This window comes from Salinivibrio sp. VYel1 (genome assembly GCF_009377945.1).
In the GTDB taxonomy this organism is placed as follows: domain Bacteria; phylum Pseudomonadota; class Gammaproteobacteria; order Enterobacterales; family Vibrionaceae; genus Salinivibrio; species Salinivibrio siamensis.
In genome coordinates this window covers 460,185-484,702 of record NZ_RSAM01000001.1, presented here as the reverse complement: position 1 = coordinate 484,702, position 24,518 = coordinate 460,185, and the positions used below count along the sequence as shown (strand labels likewise).

21 protein-coding genes are annotated in these 24,518 nt (G+C 50.7%); 11 read left to right on the top strand and 10 right to left on the bottom strand.

The window, feature by feature from the left end; all coding sequences use genetic code 11:
* Nucleotides 1–40 precede the first annotated feature (40 nt).
* Complete coding sequence (locus EHW58_RS02115; RefSeq protein WP_046075617.1) at nucleotides 41–1,057, bottom strand: sugar-binding transcriptional regulator; 1,017 nt, start codon at nucleotides 1,055–1,057, stop codon at nucleotides 41–43.
* A gap of 333 nt (nucleotides 1,058–1,390) precedes the next feature.
* Here EHW58_RS02115 and EHW58_RS02110 point away from each other — a divergent pair, with 333 nt between their 5' ends.
* Nucleotides 1,391–3,967: an EAL domain-containing protein gene (locus EHW58_RS02110; RefSeq protein WP_172969913.1), complete on the top strand. Its 2,577-nt coding sequence runs from the start codon at nucleotides 1,391–1,393 to the stop codon at nucleotides 3,965–3,967.
* Between the two features lie 16 nt (nucleotides 3,968–3,983).
* Here the strand turns inward: EHW58_RS02110 and murQ are convergent, their stop codons facing one another.
* Together murQ and EHW58_RS02100 are read right to left on the bottom strand one after the other, a co-directional pair.
* A complete protein-coding gene (gene murQ, locus EHW58_RS02105) occupies nucleotides 3,984–4,898 on the bottom strand; it encodes an N-acetylmuramic acid 6-phosphate etherase (RefSeq protein WP_152794365.1) in 915 nt (304 codons plus the stop codon).
* A gap of 9 nt (nucleotides 4,899–4,907) precedes the next feature.
* A complete protein-coding gene (locus EHW58_RS02100) occupies nucleotides 4,908–6,020 on the bottom strand; it encodes an anhydro-N-acetylmuramic acid kinase (RefSeq protein ID WP_152794363.1) in 1,113 nt (370 codons plus the stop codon).
* Between the two features lie 197 nt (nucleotides 6,021–6,217).
* Between EHW58_RS02100 and nagZ the strand changes: the two genes are divergently transcribed.
* A complete protein-coding gene (gene nagZ / locus EHW58_RS02095) occupies nucleotides 6,218–7,222 on the top strand; it encodes a beta-N-acetylhexosaminidase (RefSeq protein WP_152794361.1) in 1,005 nt (334 codons plus the stop codon).
* 121 nt (nucleotides 7,223–7,343) lie between these two features.
* On the opposite strand, the gene EHW58_RS15635 is transcribed toward nagZ, so the two are convergent.
* The 5 genes from EHW58_RS15635 to EHW58_RS02075 all read right to left on the bottom strand — a co-directional run bounded on the left by EHW58_RS15635 (nucleotide 7,344) and on the right by EHW58_RS02075 (nucleotide 10,984).
* The gene (locus EHW58_RS15635) at nucleotides 7,344–7,520 is read right to left on the bottom strand and encodes a hypothetical protein (protein WP_172969890.1); all 177 of its coding nucleotides are present in this window, start codon (nucleotides 7,518–7,520) and stop codon (nucleotides 7,344–7,346) included.
* 150 nt (nucleotides 7,521–7,670) lie between these two features.
* Nucleotides 7,671–8,516, bottom strand: coding sequence for an HTH-type transcriptional regulator HdfR (hdfR, locus tag EHW58_RS02090; RefSeq protein ID WP_152794359.1), 846 nt, complete (start codon nucleotides 8,514–8,516; stop codon nucleotides 7,671–7,673).
* Nucleotides 8,517–8,595: 79 nt separating this feature from the next.
* Complete coding sequence (locus tag EHW58_RS02085; RefSeq protein ID WP_370517810.1) at nucleotides 8,596–10,062, bottom strand: lactate dehydrogenase; 1,467 nt, start codon at nucleotides 10,060–10,062, stop codon at nucleotides 8,596–8,598.
* A gap of 18 nt (nucleotides 10,063–10,080) precedes the next feature.
* Nucleotides 10,081–10,791 carry a purine-nucleoside phosphorylase gene (gene deoD / locus EHW58_RS02080; RefSeq protein WP_046075624.1) on the bottom strand — a complete coding sequence of 237 codons (711 nt, stop codon included), beginning with the start codon at nucleotides 10,789–10,791 and terminating at the stop codon, nucleotides 10,081–10,083.
* Between the two features lie 22 nt (nucleotides 10,792–10,813).
* Entirely contained in the window at nucleotides 10,814–10,984 is a 171-nt protein-coding gene (locus EHW58_RS02075; protein ID WP_021023774.1) for a XapX domain-containing protein, read from the bottom strand.
* Between the two features lie 176 nt (nucleotides 10,985–11,160).
* On the opposite strand from EHW58_RS02075, the gene EHW58_RS02070 reads away from it, so the two are divergent.
* From EHW58_RS02070 to EHW58_RS02050, 5 genes are all read left to right on the top strand, one after another.
* Nucleotides 11,161–11,451 carry a hypothetical protein gene (locus EHW58_RS02070; RefSeq protein ID WP_046075625.1) on the top strand — a complete coding sequence of 97 codons (291 nt, stop codon included), beginning with the start codon at nucleotides 11,161–11,163 and terminating at the stop codon, nucleotides 11,449–11,451.
* Nucleotides 11,452–11,506: 55 nt separating this feature from the next.
* Nucleotides 11,507–12,421 (top strand): siderophore ABC transporter substrate-binding protein, encoded by a 915-nt coding sequence (locus tag EHW58_RS02065; RefSeq protein ID WP_077606684.1) that lies wholly within the window; start codon nucleotides 11,507–11,509, stop codon nucleotides 12,419–12,421.
* Nucleotides 12,422–12,496: 75 nt separating this feature from the next.
* Nucleotides 12,497–13,444, top strand: coding sequence for an ABC transporter permease (locus EHW58_RS02060; RefSeq protein ID WP_046075627.1), 948 nt, complete (start codon nucleotides 12,497–12,499; stop codon nucleotides 13,442–13,444).
* On the top strand, nucleotides 13,437–14,384 hold the full coding sequence (locus EHW58_RS02055; RefSeq protein ID WP_152794357.1) for an iron chelate uptake ABC transporter family permease subunit: 948 nt from the start codon (nucleotides 13,437–13,439) through the stop codon (nucleotides 14,382–14,384). Before EHW58_RS02060 ends, EHW58_RS02055 begins: the two co-directional genes overlap by 8 nt.
* Before the next feature lie 4 nt (nucleotides 14,385–14,388).
* Complete coding sequence (locus EHW58_RS02050) at nucleotides 14,389–15,180, top strand: ABC transporter ATP-binding protein (RefSeq protein WP_152794355.1); 792 nt, start codon at nucleotides 14,389–14,391, stop codon at nucleotides 15,178–15,180.
* Between the two features lie 41 nt (nucleotides 15,181–15,221).
* On the opposite strand, the gene yddG is transcribed toward EHW58_RS02050, so the two are convergent.
* Together yddG and EHW58_RS02040 are read right to left on the bottom strand one after the other, a co-directional pair.
* Nucleotides 15,222–16,139, bottom strand: a complete 918-nt coding sequence (gene yddG, locus EHW58_RS02045; protein ID WP_152794353.1) for an aromatic amino acid DMT transporter YddG — start codon at nucleotides 16,137–16,139, stop codon at nucleotides 15,222–15,224.
* A gap of 118 nt (nucleotides 16,140–16,257) precedes the next feature.
* Nucleotides 16,258–20,004 carry an EAL domain-containing protein gene (locus EHW58_RS02040; RefSeq protein ID WP_152794351.1) on the bottom strand — a complete coding sequence of 1,249 codons (3,747 nt, stop codon included), beginning with the start codon at nucleotides 20,002–20,004 and terminating at the stop codon, nucleotides 16,258–16,260.
* A gap of 317 nt (nucleotides 20,005–20,321) precedes the next feature.
* Between EHW58_RS02040 and EHW58_RS02035 the strand changes: the two genes are divergently transcribed.
* The 4 genes from EHW58_RS02035 (at nucleotide 20,322) to EHW58_RS02020 (ending at nucleotide 24,452) form a co-directional block, all read left to right on the top strand.
* Nucleotides 20,322–21,920, top strand: a complete 1,599-nt coding sequence (locus tag EHW58_RS02035) for a methyl-accepting chemotaxis protein (protein ID WP_172969912.1) — start codon at nucleotides 20,322–20,324, stop codon at nucleotides 21,918–21,920.
* A 16-nt stretch (nucleotides 21,921–21,936) separates the two neighbouring features.
* Nucleotides 21,937–22,683 carry an SDR family oxidoreductase gene (locus tag EHW58_RS02030; RefSeq protein ID WP_046075632.1) on the top strand — a complete coding sequence of 249 codons (747 nt, stop codon included), beginning with the start codon at nucleotides 21,937–21,939 and terminating at the stop codon, nucleotides 22,681–22,683.
* Between the two features lie 72 nt (nucleotides 22,684–22,755).
* Nucleotides 22,756–23,343 (top strand): DedA family protein, encoded by a 588-nt coding sequence (locus tag EHW58_RS02025; RefSeq protein ID WP_152794347.1) that lies wholly within the window; start codon nucleotides 22,756–22,758, stop codon nucleotides 23,341–23,343.
* Complete coding sequence (locus tag EHW58_RS02020) at nucleotides 23,340–24,452, top strand: D-alanine--D-alanine ligase (RefSeq protein ID WP_152794345.1); 1,113 nt, start codon at nucleotides 23,340–23,342, stop codon at nucleotides 24,450–24,452. Before EHW58_RS02025 ends, EHW58_RS02020 begins: the two co-directional genes overlap by 4 nt.
* The last annotated feature ends 66 nt before the right edge of the window (nucleotides 24,453–24,518 follow it).

Here is a 24,518-nt window from a genome sequence, read left to right as displayed (position 1 = left end):
CGACATAAAGAGAGTTAAGTCTCACTCTTTCGTCACGAATTTACTCATCCTGTTGAAACGTGAACGCGGTTTCATCGGGGGCAGGCTCAGACATGTTGAGCAGCGCCATCGCACAGCTGGCACTGGTGGCCAACACATCAATCACGCCCGTGCGCAAAGCGCCGAGTATCGACAAGGCTTTACGACTTTCACTGGCCATCGCGATGACACTGGGAATACGTGCCAAGTCAGGCATGGCTAGCCCAACCACTCGCCCTCGCATCAAATTATCGGTGGGTTGTCCGTCGAGACGGAAAAAATCAAAGCCACCGATGTCTCCGACAATACCATGGTTAACACGTGCTTCAACAAATTCGCGTGCGGTAAAGCAGCCCAATTTGACCATATGGCTATTTTCGTCCATATCGCCAATGCCGACCAGTGCAAACTCTGCCTTTCTCGCCTGATTCAAGGTTTCACTGATATTGGGGTGAGAGACAAACACTTGCTGGATTGATTCGTTATCGACGTAGGCGGGGGCATACAGGGTTTCACTGCTGCCGCCAAATTTTTTGGCGAGACGCCGGCAGATATGATCCGCGTTAAAGGCATCACCACTTCGGTGGGTACCGCCGATCGCACAGACAAAGCGCGCTTGGCGATGAGAGACGACCCCTGGATGATCAGCCACCGCGGCGACGTTTTGGCCTTGTCCCACCGCGACCACCATGCCGTCGTTGAGGTTACCATCCAAGTAAGTGGAAACCAGGGTCGCGACTTGAGTGCGCTGCTCTTCGGGGCTGGGCTGGTCGAGAGAAATTAATGCGCGTTTGAGATTAAATCGCGCCATGAGCCTTTGCTCCAACTGCGCGCTGTGCACCGGGTGAAACTTCACCGTGATTTCAACAATCCCTTCCTCACGTGCTTTTCGGAGCAGGCGGCTGACTTTGGGGCGACTTATTTTGTATTTGCGTGCGATCTCCTCTTGGGTCGCGCTTTGCTGGTAATACAGAATGGCGATTTCGGTAAGCAAATCAGTGTCTTCGTGAACGTTATCTAGGGACGTCGGCGTACTCATGTATTTTGGTCTCGCTCATCGATCGAATCAAACTCACCGCACACTGTACGGCTCACTGTAATGGGTCTCAGTGTATCGCGCTTATGATGATTGAACAAATGTTCCATTTTAAAACTTATGTTCATTTATTTTGGCTTCTACGACGCGCTATGTAACCCTCTGATTAATCGTATAGGCAGCGTTTTTAAAGGCGCTCTGTTTGAAAAAGTAGCCATCACTATCTATTTTTATTACGTCCCGCCAGCATTCCGAGCAGATTAAATCGCAAGAAGTACAAGGGAAGGGGAGTAACCTCGGGCGGCAGACTCGTTTTTGGTTAAGGAGTGTATGTTTATGCACGCACTACAGTCTCGGCAGCCCCTTATTTGGGTGACGACCTTGTTCACATTGGTGGTTGTATTGGCTGTCGGATTTTGGATGACGAGTTTGAGCCGCACCACAGCGCCCGAACTATCACTGGTGGATACGGACTATAGCTATTTCATTGACGAGACAAACGAGCTATCTCTTAACTATGTGCTCGATCATGCCCCCTTTACGAAAGCCGATAACACGGGTGAGATCCCGTGGAAGCTGGCTTATCAAACCTATTGGATCAAACTTGAGTTTAATTACCACGGATTGACTGAGCGCGACATTCATGTGCTCACCGATAACCCACTGATTGACTATCTAGACGCGTACCATATTTTGGATGGCGAGCAGGTGCGCTCACAGATAAAAGCAGGGGATAAAACATCGGCACGCTTGAGCCGCTTGCCAATGCCCCATTCCATTCCGATTAACTTACTGCCGGAGCGCGATAACCAATTACTGCTCAAAGTCACCTCGAATGATATGGCGATCATGCCGTTAAGCGTGATGTCGCACCAGGCGTTTGATCATCTGTCCCGATCGATGCATTTGGTCTGGGGGGGATTTATCACCTTTACGTTTATGGTCGCGTTGTATAGTGCAGGGGTGTATGTCTACAGTCGTCAGCGCGTCTATCTCATTTTTGTTCTCGTTGCCCTTATGAGTGCGATGCTTGTGAGTGTGAATCATGGTTTCAGTCGTTATTTTTTGCCGGATCCGTTGCAGATATTTATCAGTAATCACTTGGTGACGTTGGCCGTTTGCCTACTCATGGCGGGATTATGGTTCACCTACTATTTTCTGGATTTTGAGCGAAGTCGGCTTTATCAGCGCGCGCGCTCACTCTTTTTTATGACCACCGGGGGGCTGTTTGGCTTGGCCTTGCTAAGTTTTATCACCCCCACGTATGTGTCGCTTTCATTTGTTTTTATCGCGCAATTACCGGTCTATGGCTTGGTGGCCTATTATGTATGGCACCAATGGCAACCCAATAAATTTTGGCTATCGCTCTTTACCCTCTGTTGGATCCCGGCCATGGTGGGCGGGGTGATTTTCTACGCTCTGATGCTCAACGTTATTGATTACAGTCTGCTATCACGTTACGCACTGATGATGTCGCTGGGAATGACCATGATTTTCTTTTCATTGGCTCTTGCTGAACGCTTCCGGTACCAGCGATTACAGGAAATGCAGGCGCTGACGCATGACACGCTGAGTTATCTACCGAATAACAATGTGTTACATATGGTGGTCAATGATTTGATCAGCCGAAATGCCCGTTTCAATTTGTGCTGTTTATCAGTGGATAATTACAACAGCCTGCTTCCGTATTTAGATGAGCACGCCCGCGAGGAATACATTAACGCGATTGCTGGCCGTATTAATGATGTGTTGATGATGCAACCTGTGTTGGGGGTGAAAACCGACAGTGATATGCTGGATTATCGTTTGGGTTGTTTAAAAGAGGGCGTGTTTGCGTTTTTGATTGATGATGTCGACCGCTCGGCTTGCGATACGATTCTCGATTCCGTCATTAAAGGATTAAATGGTGACTTATGTGTTGGCTCATTTGTGACGCAAGTGAATGCGCGTATTGGTGTTTGCCACTATCCCACTGACGGTGACCACCCAAGCCTTTTAATCAGCCGCGCCCTGAGCGCCATTGATCAACATCGATCGCTTGCCAGCCACTATGCACATTTTAATTCTTACGAGCAACGACACCATCAATTGCATGTTTCTCTCGTGACCGACCTGAGGGATGCTATCGAGAATGATCAATTAGAGCTGTATCACCAACCGCAGATTGATTTACGCACTGGCTCTGTCCATGGCTCGGAAGTCTTAGCGCGTTGGACACACCCTGAGTACGGGCAAATATCGCCTGAAGTGTTTGTGCGGATGGCAGAAGATGTCGGTATCATCAATAACCTCACGCTGTGGGTGATTCAGCGGGCTTTCCAGCAGCAAGCGCAGCTGATCACTAACGGCCATTGTCGCCGCCTGTCAATCAATATCAGTGCGTCTGATATCTATATTCCGGATCTGGCCAACCGTGTGGTCGCGCTGGCGCATCAATATGACATACCGACTAACTTGATTTCGCTGGAACTGACAGAGTCGGTGATGGTCGAGGACTACAACTGGCTAAAACAACTGATTACAGCACTATCAGCCAGTGGCATTGAAGTATCGATCGATGACTATGGCACGGGCTATTCCTCGTTATATTTCCTCTCGCAACTCCCATTCACTGAGCTTAAAATTGATCGCAGTTTTGTGCGAGATCTTCACAAGAGTGGTCGTCACCAAAGCATTGTTCGTGCGACCACGGACATGGCGCGATCACTGGGGGTAATGGTCGTTGCTGAGGGCGTGGAAACCGAGGAAGCGGAGACATTATTGCGACGTTATGGTGTCGATGTGTCACAGGGCTATTATTACTCTCGGCCGCTTCCGTTCCAACAATATCAGGCTTACGTTGAGCGCATGGACAGCGTGCAACCGACCACGGTGCTAAGAGAACAAAATATACGCTCGTCCTCAAGAGGATAAGAGTGGGTGCATTGCATCAACCTAATTGCAATGCATCACGTAAATGCCCATTGGCCTGCTGAAGCCGCTGCCGTGCCGTCGCCGGGTCTTGCTCCGCTAAAATCATAAAAATGGCGACCTTCACCTCACCATCTGACTGTGACAGGGCGTGTGTTGCGGTGTGTTCTTCACATCCTGTCGCTTCCATCACGATCAACGTGGAACGGGTAACCAGTTTATCGTTGCTGGCTTTTACATCGACCATCAGGTTTTGATAGCACTTGCCCGTCTTTATCATGGCGGCGGTGCTCAGCATATTTAATACCAGTTTTTGTGCAGTGCCTGACTTCATTCGGGTTGAGCCTGTGAGCGCTTCAGGGCCAACCTCGGGCGTAATGGCAATCTGGGCGTAGGCGTTAATGGCGGTATTGGGGTTACATGACAAAGCGACCGTGACTGCGCCGACTTGCTTGGCGTAATCGAGTGCACCGATGACATAAGGCGTGCGGCCACTGGCGGCGATACCGACCACCACATCCTTCGCGGTGAGGCCTTGTGTGACCAAATCCGCTTTACCTGCATCTGGGTTGTCTTCCGCGCCTTCTTGGGCGACGAACATAGCAGGCTCGCCACCGGCAATCAGTCCTATGACTTGCTGGCTATCCACCCCAAAAGTGGGCGGGCATTCGGCCGCGTCAAGCACGCCCAGTCGACCACTTGTCCCCGCACCGATGTAGATAAGACGGCCGCCTTGGTTAAAACTTGCCGCAATCGCATCGACCGCTTTTGCAATCGCGGGGAGCTGCGTCTGCACAGCGGAGGCTACGCCCTTATCCTCTGCGTTAATCATTGTCACCAAGCCAAGTGTGTCTTGTTGGTCGATCGTCAGTGTATGCGGGTTGCGTGTTTCTGAGAGTAAGCCTTTTAGCTGGTCGACGCTGGGGGCTGACATAATCGTTCCTCAGTAAGGTAGATAAATGGCACCAAGACAACAGGCTTGCGTCGCGCCTGTCACGGCGGGCACATTGCCTGGTTGGTGATTAAGGGTTTGCCTGGCCAGCCAAGCAAAGGCAATGGCTTCCATATCGTCGCAACTGATCCCGGCATCGTCAGTTTGTGCAATGGACCACTGCGGAAGTGCCTGTTGTAACGCATGCATCAATGCCTGGTTGTGCGCGCCACCGCCACACACGAACACTCGGCCACGCTCTAATGGACGGATCGCTAACGCGATACTTTCGGCAGTCAATGCCAGTAAGGTGGCTTGCACTTGGTCTGGAGAGAGTGAAAACGCGAGCAGGTGACGATCGAGCCAATCGAGATTAAAGTATTCCCGCCCAGTACTTTTAGGTGCCGGACGTGAGAAGTACGCGTCGGATAACAGGCGGTTGAGTAAGGGTTGATACGCGCAGCTGGTGGCTGCCCACTCGCCATCTTTGTCATAGGCTTGGTGACGGTGACGCTGCGTCCAGGCATCCATCAACATATTCCCTGGACCCGTATCATAGCCATATAAAGGGCGATCGGGGCAAATCATTGATACGTTGGCAATACCGCCAATATTCACTACTGCGGTGGCTTGTTCGCTATCGGCAAAGTAATCATTGTGAAAGGCGGGCACCAAAGGGGCGCCTTGACCGCCATACGCCATGTCTTTACGCCTAAAATCAGCGACAGTGGTAATGCCGGTTCGTGCTGCAATCACATTGGCGTCGCCAAGTTGCATGGTGAATGGATAATCGCCGCTCGGTTGGTGATAGACGGTTTGACCATGACAACCGACCGCCGCGACATGTTTAGGCAGTAACGCCGCTTGTTCAAGTAGGGTATTGATGGCACTGGCGTAACACTCCCCTAAGCGACGATCGAGTTCACCCAAGGCTTTGACCGACATCGGATGACCTCGGCTCAAGGTGATCACGGTAGCTTTAATATCCTGCGGTAGCGGGTCACTATGACGAGCAATTGACTCCACGTGGCCGGCTTGAGTGAACCGGACAGCGACGACATCAATGTTGTCTAAGCTCGTCCCTGACATAACACCTATGTAGATATCGGCGGCGGGTTGTGGCATTGGGTGCTTCCTTTCAGTAGTCCAGCGATAAAATGACGATAAGAACCAAGGTACTGAGTATAAACAGATTGCGATAAGTGGCAAAGTGCTTGATGATCCCTTTGTGGTACTGGCGCCTTGCAATAGTTAATGGTCTGATTGGACGAATATAATCAAAGTGGTTGTCAGTGGGTTGACAAGAGTATGAAGGAGAAACGATGGGACCGGTTTGGCTAGATGTGCACACCGAGCAACTTGATAACGAAGAGAAAGAAATCTTGGCACATCCCTCTGTGGGAGGCGTTATTCTATTTGCTCGCAATTATTTTGACTCCGCGCAGCTGCGTGCATTAACTCAGTCAATACGCACAGCGGCGGGGCGAGATATCCTCATCGGTGTTGACCAAGAAGGGGGCCGTGTTCAACGGTTTCGCGACGCGTTTACCCCTATACCCGCCGCGCAGTCTTATGGTGCGTTAAGTGCGAGTCCAGCGCTCGCGGAGCAAGCGGGTTGGGTGATGGCAATGGAGCTGATCGCTCATGGGATTGACCTCAGTTTTGCGCCTGTGCTGGATTTAGGATTTGGGTGTGCGGCAATCAAAGACCGTGCCTTCGGTGCGACACATCAAGCTATCACTGACTATGCTGGCGCCTTTGCTAAGGGTATGCGCGTGGCAGGCATGGCCACCACGGGCAAACATTTTCCTGGACACGGTGGGGTGAAAGAAGACTCGCACTTAGTGACACCTGAGGATACGCGCGATATTTTGCACTCAGACGACTTTGCGATTTTCCAATCGTTTATTGCGCGGGGGCTCGTGGATGCGATGATGCCTGCCCATGTGATTTACCCGCAACACGATGCCTTGCCAGCCAGTGGCTCGCCGTACTGGCTTACCCAGATTTTGCGCCAACAACTTGGGTTTAAAGGGATTATTTTCTCGGATGATTTAAGTATGGGCGGTGCGCATTTGTTCGGCGACGCGCCCGCGCGTGCCAAAGCGGCGCTTGATGCGGGATGCGACATGGCCTTGATATGCAATGACCGCCACAGTGCGGTGTCGGTGCTCGACGCTTTGCCCATTCAGTCGGTCCCTGCTGCTGGGACATTGCGGATGCGCCAATCCGTGGAGTGGCAACGCTTACAGCAAGATCCGCGTTGGCAGTCGGCACAGCGTGAGATTAAGCGACATGCGGAAGAGTGGCAAGCGCAACAAGCCTGAGCGAGTGCACTAGCGTCAACGTATTTCGGGACGGGACACAACAAACAAAAAAGGCAACATCATCACGTTGCCTTTACCCTTTTAATGGAGAGTGCAATGCATCGCGAACCTTACTTCGCGATTAGCGATCCTCTCCAAAATAACTGTCGTCGTGCTGAGCGCGTTGCGCGCGTTTGTTATGGCGCTTCTTGTCCTTTTTGCCGCGTGGCATATCGTCATCAAAATCATCGTGGTGGCGAGATTTAAACTTCTCTTTATGTTGCGAGCCGTGTTTTAACCATTGATCCCACTGTGCCATGGTGGTGTTTTCCTAACGCTTGTTGATTGTCAGTGCTATGTGTAGCCGGAGTGTTAGACATTTAATGTTTGCCTAACGATTCTAAGATAGCCTAAAAATTGAACGTCGACTAGTGAAATAGGCGTGAATTTACCGATTTTTTCTGAGCACTTATAACTGACCGGTCGATGATACTAACTCATTGATTAGCGGGTTTTTATCACTGTTAGTTAGCCAGGTAAGGTAAAGGGGGTGGGTAAGAATATGGCCGTGATCAATAAGATGGAGTTGTCCGTTGTTCAGATAAGGGTGAACTGCCAGTGACGGCAGAAACGCGACGCCGCCGTGCACGAGTAAATAGTTTAATGCCAGTTGGCATGACTGGGTATGTAACACGGGTGAGCGTTGTAGTGGCGCAATTTGGCTTTGCTCAAGTGAAAAGCGAGTTCCCCAATCAAGATAAACCAGCGGTAGCGTGTCGCTCGTGTCCAGTGTGAGCCCCGGTAAATGGCTAACTAACTGAAGTTGATAATCGCCTAGGTGGTGTGATTGTAACCCTTCAAGCTTAGGCAGCTCTGAGGTCAACCCGGCATCAATACGTTTTTCAATCAAATGGCGTGCTAGCAACTGGGCGGGTGTCGACTCGGCACGGATCAACCAGTCTGGGTGTGCCGCACACACGCGGTTGACCCATGTGCTGACGCCATCGAGTTCCCACAGCATCGGGGAGGCGGCAAGCGTGAGTTGTGCGCTCGCGTGCTGCATTGCACTGACGTCCTGTTGGGCGCGCTGCCACGTTTGCAGCATGGTTTCAGCGTAAGGAAGTAAGCGCTCACCCGCATCGGTCAGACGAACATTATTGCGCTGACGAACAAACAGTGATGTATCTAGCTGGGTTTCTAGTTGTCGAATGCGAAAGCTCACAGCGGATTGGGTCAGGTAAAGGTTTTCCGCTGCACGACCGAAGTGACGCGTCTTGCTCACTTCAATAAATGTACGCAGTAGTTGAATGTCCAATGGCGTTTTCCTTCTCGGCGATATCGGGCATTTAGACAAAAAACTTCGATGCACGTCAAGTGAATGCGCGCGAGATGGATCAGAGCATCAGATCTGCCAGTGTCAAAGGGCGTTCGGTCAAGCCAAGCCGTTGGGCTGGGGTGAGATGCGCGCGGTCTTGCCAACATAAGTTATGCCATGCCCGATAGATATCCAGCAGGGGCAATAGCCCACCAGGGCGCAGTCGGCGTCTCGGCTCATTGACCAATAATGAAAACTGCTGGTGGAAGTGTTGTTGATATTTTTTCAACGCATCACAGCTTGCATGGGTTAACCAATAGGCCTCTTGACCTTTGTTTTGGCCATGATCACAGATTGCTTTAGCACCGTCGCCACTGCGAGTAAAGGCCCAACGGTCACGCCACCAGCTTAGCAAAACGATATCAATTTTTTCTGGCTCTGATCCGGGCTGCCAACCGGCATCCTGCTCGACGTATACATGGCTGACGCGCTTATCTCGAATATCGGCCTCGAAAACGGAGAGGCAAGAAGAGCGCAATAAGGGCTCTTGCGGCGAAAAAACCACAATTTGCTGCCAATGTTCGATTAACGGCTTGAGGTTGAGGTAATGCGCATACGTGGTGTATTGAGGGCGGATCAGCGTGCCGCGATTAGGATAAATAAAGTGCAGCGGCTGCGTATAGGGGTCTTCGACATTCGAGCGGGCAAAGACGTCGCGGTATTTGGCATCCACTCGACCCAATAACCCCTCTGGGCGTGCTACTGTATCTTGCGGCTGACCCGCACTGTGCGTCGACATAAAGCGACAGTCAGGCTGATAAGGGTCATGATGTGTATGCAAGTGGTGATGGTCATCCGTATGATAATTCACATCCTGTTGCAGCACGTAGCCACTGTGCGCTTCTCCTGTTGCCAGCCATTGCACGCCATTGTCGCTCTTGGGTTGCAAGGCGGTGTGGACACTGGCCAGATGGCCCGTTGAGGTATCGGCTAAAAACCGGCTGTCGTAAGCGGCAAGCTTTTGTCGGCAGCGCGCGGCTATTTGGTTAAGATGGTCGTAGAAGGTTTTCGGGTTCAGTGACAGTCTTCGGCAGATGTCACGCACTGTGTGGCCAGTAAAAAGAAACGCTAACAGCTTTTGCTGTAACTCACTTTTTTTGTTGACCCCAGACCAGCGGTCGACAAAGGTGCTTTGGCAGCTTTTGCAGCGATAACGCTGACGATCGCCACTATAGCCGAACGCATGATAACAATGCCGATGCGTGAGCACGGGTTTACCTAAATGCTCACATTCTGGGTTGGTACAGGCACACAAACCATCGGCATGAAGTTGACGCTGAGCAATCAGCTCAGCTTGAACATCATGGTTATTTAACAGTGGAGGAAACGCGCCACACTCTCGACACACCAAGGTTGGGCGAGCAGGATTGGTGTGTTGAACCAAGTAATCTTGCTCATCTTTCGACCCAAAGTTGGGGCAGGTGAGTGTTTTACAAAAGTTTAGCTGTAATTCACCGGCTGCAAGAGGCAGCTTACTGCTTGACACGTTTCCTCCGACCAACACTTACAGGTTGATCGCGGTTTCTAGCGAGACCGTCATCATCTCGTTAAATGATTTTTGACGCTCGTCAGAGCTTAGTGCTTCGCCACGGATGATATGGTCAGACACGGTCAGGATGGTGAGTGCACGCGCACCCAGTTCAGCCGCAACACCGTAGATGCCTGCTGCTTCCATATCTACAGCGAGGATACCTAAGTTATCCATTTTATTGAACAAATCACCTTCTGGGCTGTAGAACAGATCGGCAGAGAAGACGTTACCGACACGCACAGACACATTCTGCTTACGTGCTTCGCCCACGGCCGTTTCCAGGAGGTGATAGTCAGAGATAGCCGCGAAGTCATGGCCAGCAAAGCGTGTACGGTTTACTTTCGCATCCGTGGATGCGCCTTGTGCGATGATGACATCCATCAGTTTGACATCGTCTTTAACCGCACCACAGCTGCCGACGCGGATCACGTTCTTAACACCGTAATCTTTGATTAGCTCATGCACATAGATTGAGCAAGATGGGATCCCCATGCCGTGACCCATGACAGACACTTTCTTGCCTTTGTAGGTGCCGGTGTAGCCGAACATGTTACGCACGTCGGTGACGCGCTCCGCGTTCTCGAGAAAGTTTTCGGCAATGTACTGCGCGCGCAGCGGATCACCTGGCATGAGGACAGTTTCAGCAAATGCGCCGTCTACAGCATTGATATGTGGGGTAGCCATAGTGTGCTCCAATTATCTTTAGTTAAGAAAAAAAGCGTTCGATCACAGCTTGGTAAGCCATGCCGCCAAGGTAGATACCAACAATGCCCATGATCCCAGAAATTACCGGGGGAGCAGGCAGTGGTAACTTGATCGCGCTGAAGAAAAAGCCAACGATGGCGCCAGCGACGACCGCAAGTAAAATTTCGTTCATTATAACCCTCAAACATCTAGTTAGGTGCAGTCCAGCTCAAATCGGTACCCAAATTGCGACAGTCATAGCTGTCTTTATTGTCTTTTAAGTGGTGCCGCATGAGATGAGTCCAGTGTATGTAACCCATGCGCATTTACGCGCGATCTTGATCACAACTATCCCCATATTAGCGCGTAATGGCCACAATGATTACTAAATATGTTGATAGTGTCGATGCAATCGCTTGCGTTTTGGTCAAATGGCGCGGTTTTATCGCCTCTCAGATGCGTGGTGATGACGAATCAACAGCAGGTAGCCGATTCAATTGCGGTTTTTTTGCGCAAGATCAAAACAGTTTTGGTAAGCGTAACTGGCATCGCCGGATGAAAGACATGATGACTGGCTTTTGCGAGCGAAACCTATTGCCTCATGCCATGCGCTTAATCAATAACACTATAAATATGAATAGTTCTCACTTCTATTCGTGACTTGCTTATTCAACTGCGTTAGCATTCCCCCACCGATTTTTGCGAGGAAAGGGCTATGCAAGCTTTTCGTTCATTTTTTCCATTTATTTTTCTCACTGTTTCTTTGTTGTTGAGCAGCCAGGCGGCCGCAAAAACCATCACCCATGCGATGGGCACCGTTGAAATCGACGGCGTACCACAACGCGTCGTTGTGTTGGGGCAGGGCAGTTTAGATGTGCTGGATCGCCTCGGTGTTGAGCCTGTTGGCGTGGTGAAGTCTTTAATGCCGGATTATCTTGCCAAAACCTATCAAGACGATAAGTATGTCGCGGTCGGGACGGTGAAAGAGCCTGACTATGAGGCCATTTTCACCGCTAAGCCGGATTTGATCATTGCGGAAGCGCGTATGGCCTCGCTCATGGGCGAGTTAGAGGAAATCGCTCCGACAATTATGTTTCGAGCGGACTACGAGAATTACTGGCAAAGTGTGCAAGCTAATTGGCGCATGCTAGGCGAGGTGTTTAACAAGCAAGAAAAAGTCGACGCGATCATTGAACAAATGAATACCAAGATCGCGCAGACCCATGATAAAGCGGTGGCAGATAACTTTAACGCGTTGATGGTTATGAGCAACGGCAGTAAAGTGGCGATGTTCGGCGAGAATAGCCGATTTGGTATGGTGTTCGATGAGCTAGGCTTGAAACCTGCGAAAAGCGATGATGTAGAAGTGGCAGGCTCACACGGTAATTTGATTTCGTTCGAATATATTGCCGACGCCAACCCAGATGTCTTATTAGTCCTTGATCGTGAGCAGGCGATTGGGGAAGGTGAAGGCAAGGCAAAAGCGCGTTTTGATAATCCTTTGGTCAACAAAACGCATGCTCACCAACAGCAACGTATCAGCTATCTCGACCCAACCGCGTGGTACATTACCATGGCTGGCATGACGGCGATGGATAAGATGATCGATGATGTAAACCGCGTGCTTTAATCATCATACGAGAAACAAACAGACCCAGGCTGGCCCTGGGTCTTTGTGGTTATAGACCTCAACGGTAGTGATTCTGTGAAGTATCTTTCTATTCCTGTCCTCGTGGTGCTGGCGATCCTGTCGATATCCATTGGTGTGGCGCACGTGTCCTTCGCGAGCTTGTGGGCGGGCGATCCAGAAGCGTGGACAATTTTTACCACCAGTCGTATTCCTCGATTACTGGCTATCTGTTTGGCTGGTGCAGGTTTAAGTGTGGCTGGACTCATCATGCAGCAGATCTGTCAAAACCGCTTTGCCGCGCCCGACACCACCGGCACCATTGATTGTGCACTGCTGGGTTATGTGCTGACGTTGGTAGCGTTTGGAGGCGCCAGCCAATGGCTGGACTTGTCCGTTATTGTGGGGATGGCGATGGCAGGTACTTGGCTATTCGTCCATTTTCTCCAACGACTGAAGTTTAAAAATACCGTGCTGGTTCCCTTGATTGGCATTATGTACGGCAATGTCGTTTCTTCGCTAACCCAGTTTTTAGCTTATAAGTACGATCTGATTCAAACCTTGCAAGCGTGGACGGTCGCCAACTTTTCGTCGGTGCTCGCGGGAAATTATGAAGTACTCTTTGTGGCTATTCCGGTATGTGGTATCGCCTATGCGTATGCCAGCCAATTCAGCGCCGCCAGTATCGGCGAAAGCTTTGCCAAAAACATTGGCCTTGATTATCAAAAGGTAGTGCTATTCGGTGTCATGGTGGTCGCGTTGCTGTCGTCCGCTGTGGTGATGATTGTTGGGGTCATCCCCTTTCTTGGCTTAATTGTGCCCAATGTTGTCTCGCTTTTTATGGGCGATAACATTAAACGCAACTTGCCTTGGACGGCCTTTTGGGGCGTGGTGTTGGTGTTGAGCTGCGACATTCTGGGCCGTGTCATTATCTTCCCTTATGAAGTCCCGATTGCGATGATCATTTCTATCTTAGGCGGTGCGGTGTTTATCTATCTAGTGATGAGGGACAAAGCGAATGCGTGATGGTATCAAGCTTTCCCTGGTCGCAATGGGTGTGGTGCTCGTGGCGGGGTACTTTTTAGGGCATGGATTAACGGCGGATAATTACGCGTATTTTCTTTCGCGACGAACCCCTAAGGTTTTGGCAATCACGCTGGCTGCCGTGGCCATCTCTGCGTCTTCGCTGGTGTTTCAAACCATCACCAACAATCGGATCCTGACCCCTTCGATTCTGGGCTTTGATAGTTTATACGTTCTCTTGCAAACCGTTTTATTGGTGGTATTTGGCTCAAGTAGCGTATTGATGATTAATGCCTACGCGAACTTTACCGCCAGTGTGGTGTTAATGACGGTAAGTGCGACTGTGTTGTTCACGCTTTACTTTCGTCGACATCGCGCCAACATCTATACGCTGCTGTTAATTGGTATTGTGTTAGGTAGCGTGTTTGGCAGTATCAGTCAGTTTTTTACCTTGTTGGTCGATCCGAGTGAGTTCGCCATCCTGCAAGATGCGATGTTCGCCAGCTTCAATAATGCGAATCGTGAGCTGGTCTATGTCAGTGTACCGGTCTTAGCCGCCTGTTTGCTGGTGCTATATCGATTTAGCAATCAGCTTGATGTGTGCTTGTTGGGTGAGGATAACGCAACCAGCCTTGGCATCGATACGCGCCGACTCACACTGAAAGTGATGATGGTGATTGCGGTGATGATTGCCTTATCAACTGCTTTGGTTGGACCGGTGCTCTTTTTTGGTTTGATTGTGGTGAGCCTCGCACGACAAATGTTTGTCAGTTATCAGCATCGTTTTTTAATTGTGGCCACCAGCGTGTTGGCCGCCTTTTTGCTGTTAAGTGGCCAGTATGTTGTCGAACAATGGTTTGGGTTTGAGACCACGGTGAGTGTGATCATTAACTTTGTCGGTGGCGGTTACTTTTTGTATCTACTGACGAAAAACAAGTTTTAACATTATGATTGAATTAATTGGATTATCGAAAGCTTATGGCCAAACACAGGTGGTCAATCAAGCCAGCGCACTGTTTCCCCTCGGTAAAGTGACCGCTATCATTGGTCCCAACGGGGCTGGGAAAAGTACGCTGCTATCGATGGCGAGCCGACTGACAGACAGTGATGCCGGTGAGGTGTTGATTGGTGATAAACCACTGAGTGAGTGGAGTAACCAGGCGTTGGCGCAGCGCTTGGCCGTGTTGCGTCAAGCGAACAACGTCAATATGCGTTTTCGGGTGCGTGAGTTGGTTTCATTTGGGCGCTTTCCGCATTCCAAAGGACGGCTAACCGAACAAGACAACGCGGTGATTGATGACGCCTTAGCGCAACTCGGGCTGACAGAGTTGCAAGAGCGCTTTATTGATCAGCTCAGTGGTGGTCAGCGTCAAATGGCATTCATTGCCATGGTGGTGGCGCAAAACACCGACTATGTTTTCCTCGACGAGCCACTCAACAACCTCGATATTCGTCACTCTGTGGCTATTATGAAAACGGTACGAGAGTTGGCACACCGATACAACAAAGCGGTGGTGGTGGTGATGCACGATATCAATTTTAGCGCGTGCTACGCCGATAACATGATTGCGATGAAAGCGGGTGAAGTGGTTGCCAGTGGCCAAGTGAAAAACGTGGTGACTAAACCCATCATGGAGCGGATTTACGAGATTGATTTTGAAGTCGAGGAGATAAACGGGCAGCGCATTTGTCTGTATTATGGCGCCGCCACGCCATCGATGGCCGCTGCAGAGTCTTAAGCGTGTTGTGAATGACTAGCCGCTATTAGCGGCTAGCCGTCTTAGTGTGCTTTGGCCTCTGCGCGTTTGTTCGCCGCTTTTTTAACGGGTGCCCGAGTCAGCCACCAACTTGCCAGTGAGCCTAAAGTGACCATGGCCACACCTTGCCAAAAGGTGAGCGTCAACGAAGTAGAAAGTAGTACTGCCGACAATAAGGTCGATAAAATAGGGATGAAATAGGATAGGGTGGCCAAGACCATCAAATTGCCCTTGAGAATACCTATATTCCACAGCCCATAACCGCCTCCCATGGCGAGTCCAGCGAGCAGCACATAGCCGCTGGTTTGCCATGAAAGATGCATGGCGGGTGCGTCAGAGGCGAGATAGCCCACCCACAAAGTGATCGCGGTGGCACAGAAAAACCAGGTGATCCCATTTTTACCCTGCGCGCGCATCTTGGTGAGGTTGCAGTAAATCGCCCAAATAATCGCACCGCTAAACGCCAATATATAGCTAACCGGGTTCGACTGAATGTTGGTCACAAGGTGAGACCAAGATACGCCTTGCTTGCCTCCTACTGTCCACACCACGCCCATAAAAGCGACGACTAACGCAGGATAGAGCCACAGGCTTACTTTCTGACGGGTCAAAATAACCGAAAACAAGACAGTTAAGCACGGCCAGAGGTAGTTGATCACCCCCATTTCGATCGCTTGGGTGCGGGTATTCGCCCAAGCCAATGAGAGCGCTAAGCACAATTCATACACGACAAATAAAACGCCGCCAATCAGCAAATATTGGCGCGGGAAGGTGTTGAGTTTGGGGAGGCCGACGACGACAATCAAACAAAGAGAGGCAAGCGTATAAATCGCCGCTGCGCCACCGAGTGGCCCAAGCAGTTCGGTGACATGACGGATAAAGGCGACATTGCTGCTCCAAAGCATGATGGCGCCGCATCCGGCCAGCGTATATCGGTTCATGAGGTAGCCGTCCAAGCAAAACCTCTAAATTGCCTTTTTTATTGGACGTGTGCAACCACCATCGCCACTGCGTATTAGGTGAATGAGTCAAACAGTAGTCGGTGGTCGTCGGGCACCGTCAGTGACTCGGCGGTGTGAGGGTATGCGTGGCAAGCAGTGTATCAAGCGGTGTTGGGTAGTCGATAAGAAACCCTTGCACGTAGTTAATGCCAATTTCTTGTACGCAGGCAAGTTTTTCTTCGTCGGAGACCCATTCCGCGACCGTTTTGTAACCCATGGTGTCACAAATGCTGACAATGGATTCCAGTATGACGCGATCGATTTTGTTTTCTCGGTCGGTCAGGTTAGCCACAAATTGACCATCAACTTTAACCACATCCACATTGAACAGCTTTAAGTAATGAAATGAGCAGAGGCCGGCGCCAAAATCATCCAGCGCGACATGCGCGCCATAGTGGCGTAGTTCGTCGATAAAAGAGACGGCTGTGTTTAAATGACTAATGAGGGCTGATTCAGTGATCTCAAAACACAGTCGCTCGGCAGGCAGGACGGAAGCGCTTAATAGCTGTTTGAGTTGTGCCTGAAATTTAGGGTCACTGATTGAGTTTGCTGAGAGGTTGATGTTGAACCTGAGTCCTGACTCTGCCAACTCCGCGGCGCGCGTATTGAGCACATAGTTCACTACCCAGCCATCGATATCGCGAATGTAGCCAAAGGCCTCAGCAGCGGGAATAAATTCCCCCGGGTTCATAATATTACCGTCGGTATCTATCATGCGTATTAATAGTTCGTACCAGTGTTCAATCACAGGCCCTTGTGCGGGTGCCACCTGTTGGCCATAGAGCGCAAAGCGGTTTTCAGTCAGTGCTCGTGTAATTTTCCCCACCATTTGCATGTCGCTGTGGCGTCCCTGCGCGGTGCCTGAGATATCGTTGTAATCCACTATCTGGCCACGTCCTGCCGATTTGGCCTCATACATCGCTACATCGGCGCGGCTCATCAAATCCGAGAGGGTTAATGTCGCATCGTTAACATCCACCAGACCCACACTGGCACTGATGGCAAAAATGCGCTCACCATAGGAGAAAGACAAATGTTCAAGCTGTTTGATTAAGTCGGCGATCGTATGTTTCGCGTCGCGCATATTGCAGTGCGTGAGCAGCAACGCAAACTCATCGCCGCCCAAACGCGCCACCACATCATCACTGCGTATGTTATCGGCTAAGGCTTGTGACACTTGGCATAGGACTTCGTCACCGGCGTGATGGCCGACCGAGTCATTGATGATTTTGAAAAGATCTAAATCGATAAACGCTAGCACGGAAGGCGACTGACTCTCGCGGGACAAGTGATTTTCCATGAGGGTTTCAAAGGCGCGGCGATTGGGTAGCTGCGTGAGCGAATCATGATTGGCGTTGTAGTCTAACTGTGCCATCAGCGCATGCTCATCCGACACGTCTCGCAGCACAAACACATACCCGTGTTCACCGTTTTGGTTACTGGTCAGTGGCGACATAGCCACCGATACATACAGGCGTTTGCCGCCCGCGATAACCAGTTGGTAGGCGTCTTTTATTTGGGTTTCAAAAAAGGTCTCTGTTTGCTGACTGCTAAAACTAGAAAGCAGCACCCGTTGCTGGTTGTTGTAAAGCTCGAAAACCGCGTCCACAGGTTGGCCGAGTGGCAGCACGCTATCATTGGCAACAAGCCACTGCGCGGTGTTGTTGAGGTAGGCCAAGTTGCCCTGATCGTCGATGGTGATCACCGCATCGTTGATGGAGTTCATCACCACATCCAGCTGTTCACGCTCTTGGGCCAGTGCGTAGTTAAGCTCGTTGATTTCGGTATTGTCCCAATTGGCGCCGATCATCCGTACTGTGTTGCCATTATCGTCTAGTTGTAAGCTGGCGAGAGCTCGGAGATAGCGAATCCGCCCTTGGCTATCAATGATCCGAAACTGGGTATCGAGTCGTTGATGATGTGTAAGCGCGTCCTGGAGTGTTTGGTTGATGGTCTCTGCATCATCGGGATGAAGGCGTTGCTGCCAGGTCGCCAGCTTTTCATTGCCATCGGCCGGAGGCACGTCGTAGAGGCTGTACATTTGCGAGTCCCACTCCAGCCTGTCTTCGTTAACGTGATACTCCCAAATACCAATATTGGCCGCTTTTGTCGCGGCTTCTAGGCGGCGGCGTAAGGTGTCTGTTTGCCGGTTAGTTAGATACTGCTCAGTGATGTCAATCACGGTACTCAAAACGGTTTCGGTTTCTTCCCCCGTTTGCCGCGCCGATGATTGGCGTAGATAGCGATAGGCGTTCGCGTCATTATTAAATCGGAAGATCTCCACCATCCGATCGGTGTGTTTGTCGACCAGCAGGCGCATAGATTGTTCCCAGGCGGCGCGATCGTCTGGATGTATGCGACTGATCCAGTCTTGGTAGGTGCGTATCTGTTTGGCATTGATGCCGAGCAAAGGCGCGGACCACCCAGAAAACAGGAGTGCGCCCGTATCAACGTTGAGCTCAAAGACGGCAAGTTTGTTAATATCGAGGGCAAAACGCCAACGCTCAAGCCAACGTTTTTGTTCACGCTGTGCCGCTTTGAGGGCGTTAATATCTTCGACTTGGCTGATTAAGTGAGTGACATGCCCAGCGTGTTTATCCCGCACCGCAGTGACGGAGAGGCGTCCCCATACTATCTCGCCATCGGCGCGTACAAAGCGCTTTTCCAATCGCTTATTATCAGAATGGCCCATGATCAAATCATTAAGATAATCCCCCAGTGACGATTGGTCTTGTGCTCGCGTGAACAAAGACACATGCGAACCGATAAGCACGCGCCGCTCACAGCCAAAAAACTGCGCCAAACTGGCATTGGCATCTTGGATGATACCTCGCGGATCCAGTATCGCCATCCCAATCAATGAGTTGTGCATCGCTTGTGTGAGCAGCGAGTGCTGCTCAATGTGGTGTCGTTGATGACGTCGATAGCTATACGCCAGCTGTGTCATCACCACGCCGGTGCCCATGGCTGCGGCCGCCATTGCCATCCGGGAGAGTGAAGCTTTTTGATCAGCGCTCGCATGAAACGTGAGTGCGCCAAGGGCAGATAAGATGTCAAAGCTAAGAAGCGTGAGTGCGATGCAGATAAAGCCAACCAAGCGGTTTTGCAACGTTGCGGCCAATAAAAATAGGGCAGTCAGTGCGATAAAGGGGTGAGGGGAGAGATAAAGTAAGAGAGTAATTACAGTGAGTGCGCATATACATAGGCCAATCAATGAGCCCCAAGACTTTCCTGACTTTATCACTGGATCATAACGTCTTTGGTTAAAATGATTTTTTATCACTAACAATAGAGGAAACAGTGAAACAAAACCGACAAACTCACTAATAAACCAGCGTAGTAAAAGATAATCAAAAGGTTGACTAGTACCCACTGACTGAATACTCGCTCCAAATATCGCACCCACTAGCGGACTCAAAACAAGGCTGGGGGCGAGTCCTCGGATAAAGGGCCACAGACTCTCGAGTGGATCACCGTAACGTTTGCGCATTAAATGATAGGCTGTGCAACCTATCCCCGCTGTTGCAGTATTGACTGCTGCCATACTGGCACTGAGCAACGGAGGAATACCCATTAGTGTGTCTGCACAGTAGACACCGATAAAAAAACCGACGGCTGCAAACAGTTTTGCGTAACGAGGAAAACAGCTAAACCCAAATGCACCGGCAGCTGAGACATACCAAATAACCGCAAACTCTTCGCTTTCAGGCAACACCGCCAATGATAACCACACCAGCGAGAAACTAATTGTCATCAATACCGAAAAGGCGTGAATCGTCTGACGCACTCGTAGACCGCGGAGCATGGCTCTCCCATTATTTACAATGACCTAGCTGTAGCTTAGCGCATTTTGTCTTAGAGTTAACGACCTTTATTGACTTTCCGCTACCTTTGTCGGTACTGAATTGTTGCCCGCCGTATTGAGTGGCACCTGCGTCCTATTAATTGTTTGGTTACTAGCGCCTCAGATCTAATGCTTTAGTCGAAATTTGATCACTTTCACCGCTATTGAGTGTGAAGCATGGCATTAGTAATCAAAACGTGGCAGTCCTGTGTGTCGTGATACGACCGCATGCCATGACATTGGATAAAATCGGTTCAGTGAGGAACAAAGGTGGCTCGATGACAGGGAACGCAGCGAACAAACAATCATGGTTTTGGGTTGTAATAGGCACCACGTTGTCACTTTTAGTGTTAGTGAGTTGGCGCTTTTTTTCTGAGCAGTTTTATACGGTAGCGGGACTCCTCGCCTGCCAAGCGCTCGTGACCGTGTTGGCGATGAAGGCGTACTCGTCGGCACCCAAGGTGGTACCGGGGCAAGATACCGAGGAAGAAACGCAAACGCTGCCGATGAAAACAGTCGGACGGCTGGCAACGCGCGCTACCATGAATGCCATGAATGCGGCGGAAGTCTCGCATCGCTCGGATATATTAAAAACGCGATTAACCGAACAGTTTTCTTCTGTAGTCGAGGTCACCGAGACCGCGCAGCATATCGAACAGACTTTGTCTGACACCTGCCAAGCGCAAGCGGCGTCTGTTGAGCAAGTAACGCGCATGCGAGATCTGAGCTTGGAGGGGGCCGATAAGCTCACTGCCTCAATAGCGGAAATGCGTGATATTAACCAAAAAACGGCTGAAACAGTGGCACGTATTGAAGCGCTAGACGCTAACGTCAATAAAGTGAGTGATGTCGCACAGGTCATTGATGCGATTGCAGAGCAAACAAACCTATTGGCGTTGAATGCCGCCATTGAAGCGGCACGAGCGGGAGAGCAAGGGCGTGGCTTTGCGGTGGTGGCCGACGAAGTGCGTCAGCTTGCGCAGCGCACGTCACAAAGCACCAGTGAAGTTGCGGCGATCATAAAACAAATCATGACAGAGTCGAGTAATGTGATGACCCATATTCAAACGCTGTCATCGGATGTCGAGGCGGGGACGTGGAATGTTGAGAGGGTGGGAGAGATTTTAACCGACCTCTCGTCCAGAGCCGATCAGGTTGAAGCGGCCGTGAGACAAATGGCGGATGGATCGTCACAAAACAGTGCAAGCCTCGAGCAAATTGCTTCAGCATTGACCCAAGTGCGGACTGGACTAGAAGACAGTGATAACCAGGTCATTGCGCTGAGCCAAGAAGCGGAAGGCTTGATGGAAACCACCGAAAAAACCAATGCCGTTTTCGCTGAGCTGTCTGAGGCGAGCCCACATCAACGCTTTTTTAAAGCAGCCAGCTTATGTCGTGATCGTATAGAGGCGGCGTTTGCACACGCCATTGAGCAGGGTGAGATCAGTAAAAGTGATTTGTTTGATCGCCACTACCAGCCGATCGCGAACACCGATCCTAAAAAATATACCACCCGATTTGATAGCTTGTGTGATCGGATCTTACCGCCTATTCAAGAGCCCATTCTTGAGACAGATGAGAACATTGTTTATGTGATAGCCAATGACAACCATGGCTACGTCCCCACGCATAACCAGCGCTTTTGCCAGCCTCTCACCGGTGATTATGCGCAAGATATCACCGGAAACCGGACTAAACGCTTATTTGATGACCGAACAGGTAGGCGTTGCGGTCAACATACTGATACCATGTTGTTGCAGACCTACAAGCGCGATACCGGTGAGGTAATGCATGATCTTTCTGTTCCTCTTTTTGTTGCAGGTCAACATTGGGGCGCAGTGAGAATGGGGTATTATCCACCGGTATCGGCGGATTAAGCGAAAAGGAGTAGCAATGAATCCAGTTGCGATTGTAACCGGGGCAAGTGGCGGCATTGGCCGTGAGACGGCAAAACTATTGGCACAGCGTGGCTATGCCATTTGCATCAATTATCTTAGCAACAGTGAATCTGCTTTTGCGCTTGTTGATGAGCTTCAAGCGATTGGTGTCAATGCGATTGCGGTTCAGGCGGATGTGTCGAGCGAAGAGGGCGTTAAACGCTTATTCAGCGAAGCAGACAACCGTCTGGGAAATATCACTGCACTGGTGAACAACGCGGGGATCATGTTGCCACAGTCGACGGTGAGCAGTATGGATGCCGATCGGATTAACGCGATGTTCCAAGCGAATGTCACTAGTGCCTTTTTGTGCTGCCGCGAAGCGGTACACCGCATGGCGCAGTCCCGCGGCGGGAACGGTGGCGCGATTGTCAACGTATCTTCCGCAGCGGTAAAAACCGGGTCGCCCAATGAATATGTTGACTACGCAGCCACCAAAGCAGCGCTTGATACGCTTACCATGGGGTTGGCAAAAGAAGTGGGGCGTGAAGGGATTCGTGTGAATGCAGTGCGGCCAGGACCCATCGATACGGATATGCATGCCGCAGGCGGTGAGCCGGATCGCGTCGCCCGTGTCGCGGATAACATTCCACTGGGTCGCGGTGGCTCTACCCTAGAAGTGGCAGAAATGATTGCTTGGTTATTATCTGATAATGCCTCGTACTCGACAGGAAGCTTATTTGATGTGGCGGGCGGCATGTAGCCTTATTTTTTCATCAATTTGTAAGTAACTTGGGCTTTCTCCTGTCTATGATTAATAAGGAGGAGAAAGCCAATGGTTGAGAGCATGATACCCAGTTTGGCGACCTTACCGTCACTGGGTTTATTTTTTGTCATTATAATTGCCTCGTATGTTTTTGAGGACGGTGCGATTGCGCTGGCTGCTTTTGTAGCGGTTGAATCGGTCTTGGCGTGGCACACGGCCTTGTTGGCGATTTTCCTGGGCATCGCAAGTGGTGATATCGCCCTATTCTTACTGGGCCGGTACGCGCGACGCTACCGGCGTTTACGTGCCCGTCTGTTAATGCTAAAAGGCGTCCGTGACGCGCGCCACTTGTTGCGTCGGCATGCTTTTTTAAACCTGTTTCTTATACGCTTTATTCCCGGGCTTAGAACGGTTACCTACAGCCTCAGTGGGTTTCTTTTTATCCCGTTTCGTACGTTTTTATTGTCCGTGGGGATTGCCACCGCCTGTTGGACAGGCGTGATCTTTTGGGGGGCATTCACCATTGAGCACAGTGAATGGCTAGCAGAGAAACAACTCACTGGGTGGGCCTTTGCTATTGCGGTTATCGCGTTGGTGCTGATGAATCGTTTTCTTCGTCGTCGCGCATTGTTAACCCCCGCAAAAGGATCGGTATGACAAAGCCCTCGATGATGCTCATCGGTCAAGCTGGCATGCCCAATTACCCTGTGTCACGGCCGTTGGGCTGGTTTGAGTTTCTGCCTGCTTGGTGTTTCTACACGCCCGTCGTGGTTCAATCAATCGGGCTTGGCCTCTACTATCGCAGTTTGACATTGCCATTGATTGCCAACCCAGGCATCTCCCTTTCTGGAATGGTGGGTGAGGCTAAATCAGAGGTGTTTGCTCAAGCGGGCGACACGGCGCAACGATACATCGCTGCCTATTGGCGATGGACGCGGCCCAATGCCATCACCCCCAGCATTAAAAAAACGCTACTTGCCGAACTTGCGGAGGCAGGTATCACTATGCCGCTGGTGGCTAAGCCGGACAAAGGCTGTCGAGGGGCTGGTGTTCAGCGCATTGATACGGAAAAAAAGCTCTTCGCCTATATCCGCACATTTCCACCCGACAGAGACATTATTTTCCAAGCATTGGCACCTTACGACGCGGAAGCGGGGGTTTTCTATATTCGCTATCCCGGCGAGGAAAGGGGGCAAATATTTTCCCTCGGGTTGAAATACTTGCCCGCTGTGATCGGTGATGGTAAGCGCACCTTAGCCGCGCTTATCCAACACCATGATGCCGCCTCTGTGCGTGGACATCTTTATCATCAGCGCCACCATCATCAGCTTGATGAGGTAATACCAGCTGGCGTACGTATTCCGCTAGCCTTCTCGGGTAGCCACTGCCGCGGTGCCATCTTTAAAGATGGGGCGGCTTGGGTGACGCCGGCGCTGACGGCAAAAATAGATACGATCGCCAAAGACATTAATGGCTTTTACTTCGGCCGCTTCGATATCAAGTTTCGCGATATCGCGTCGTTACAACAAGGGAAGGGGCTGTGTATTGTCGAGATCAACGGCGCGAGTAGTGAGCCGGCGCATATTTGGGACAGTGAGGGGGGCTATTTCCAAGCCATTAGAGCACTTTTGCACCAATATCGGCATTTGTACCATATTGGCGCACGCTTGCGATTGCGGGGGCACCAACCACCTTCTGTGTTTGCTTTGCTACGCGCCTGGTATCAAGAAAGGCGCTGGATGAAGCAATACCCAGGAACGGACTAAAACGGCATGACATCTGCTTGTATGAAGATGATGGCGCCAAATTGCCGCAACATGTACTAAGGTGAG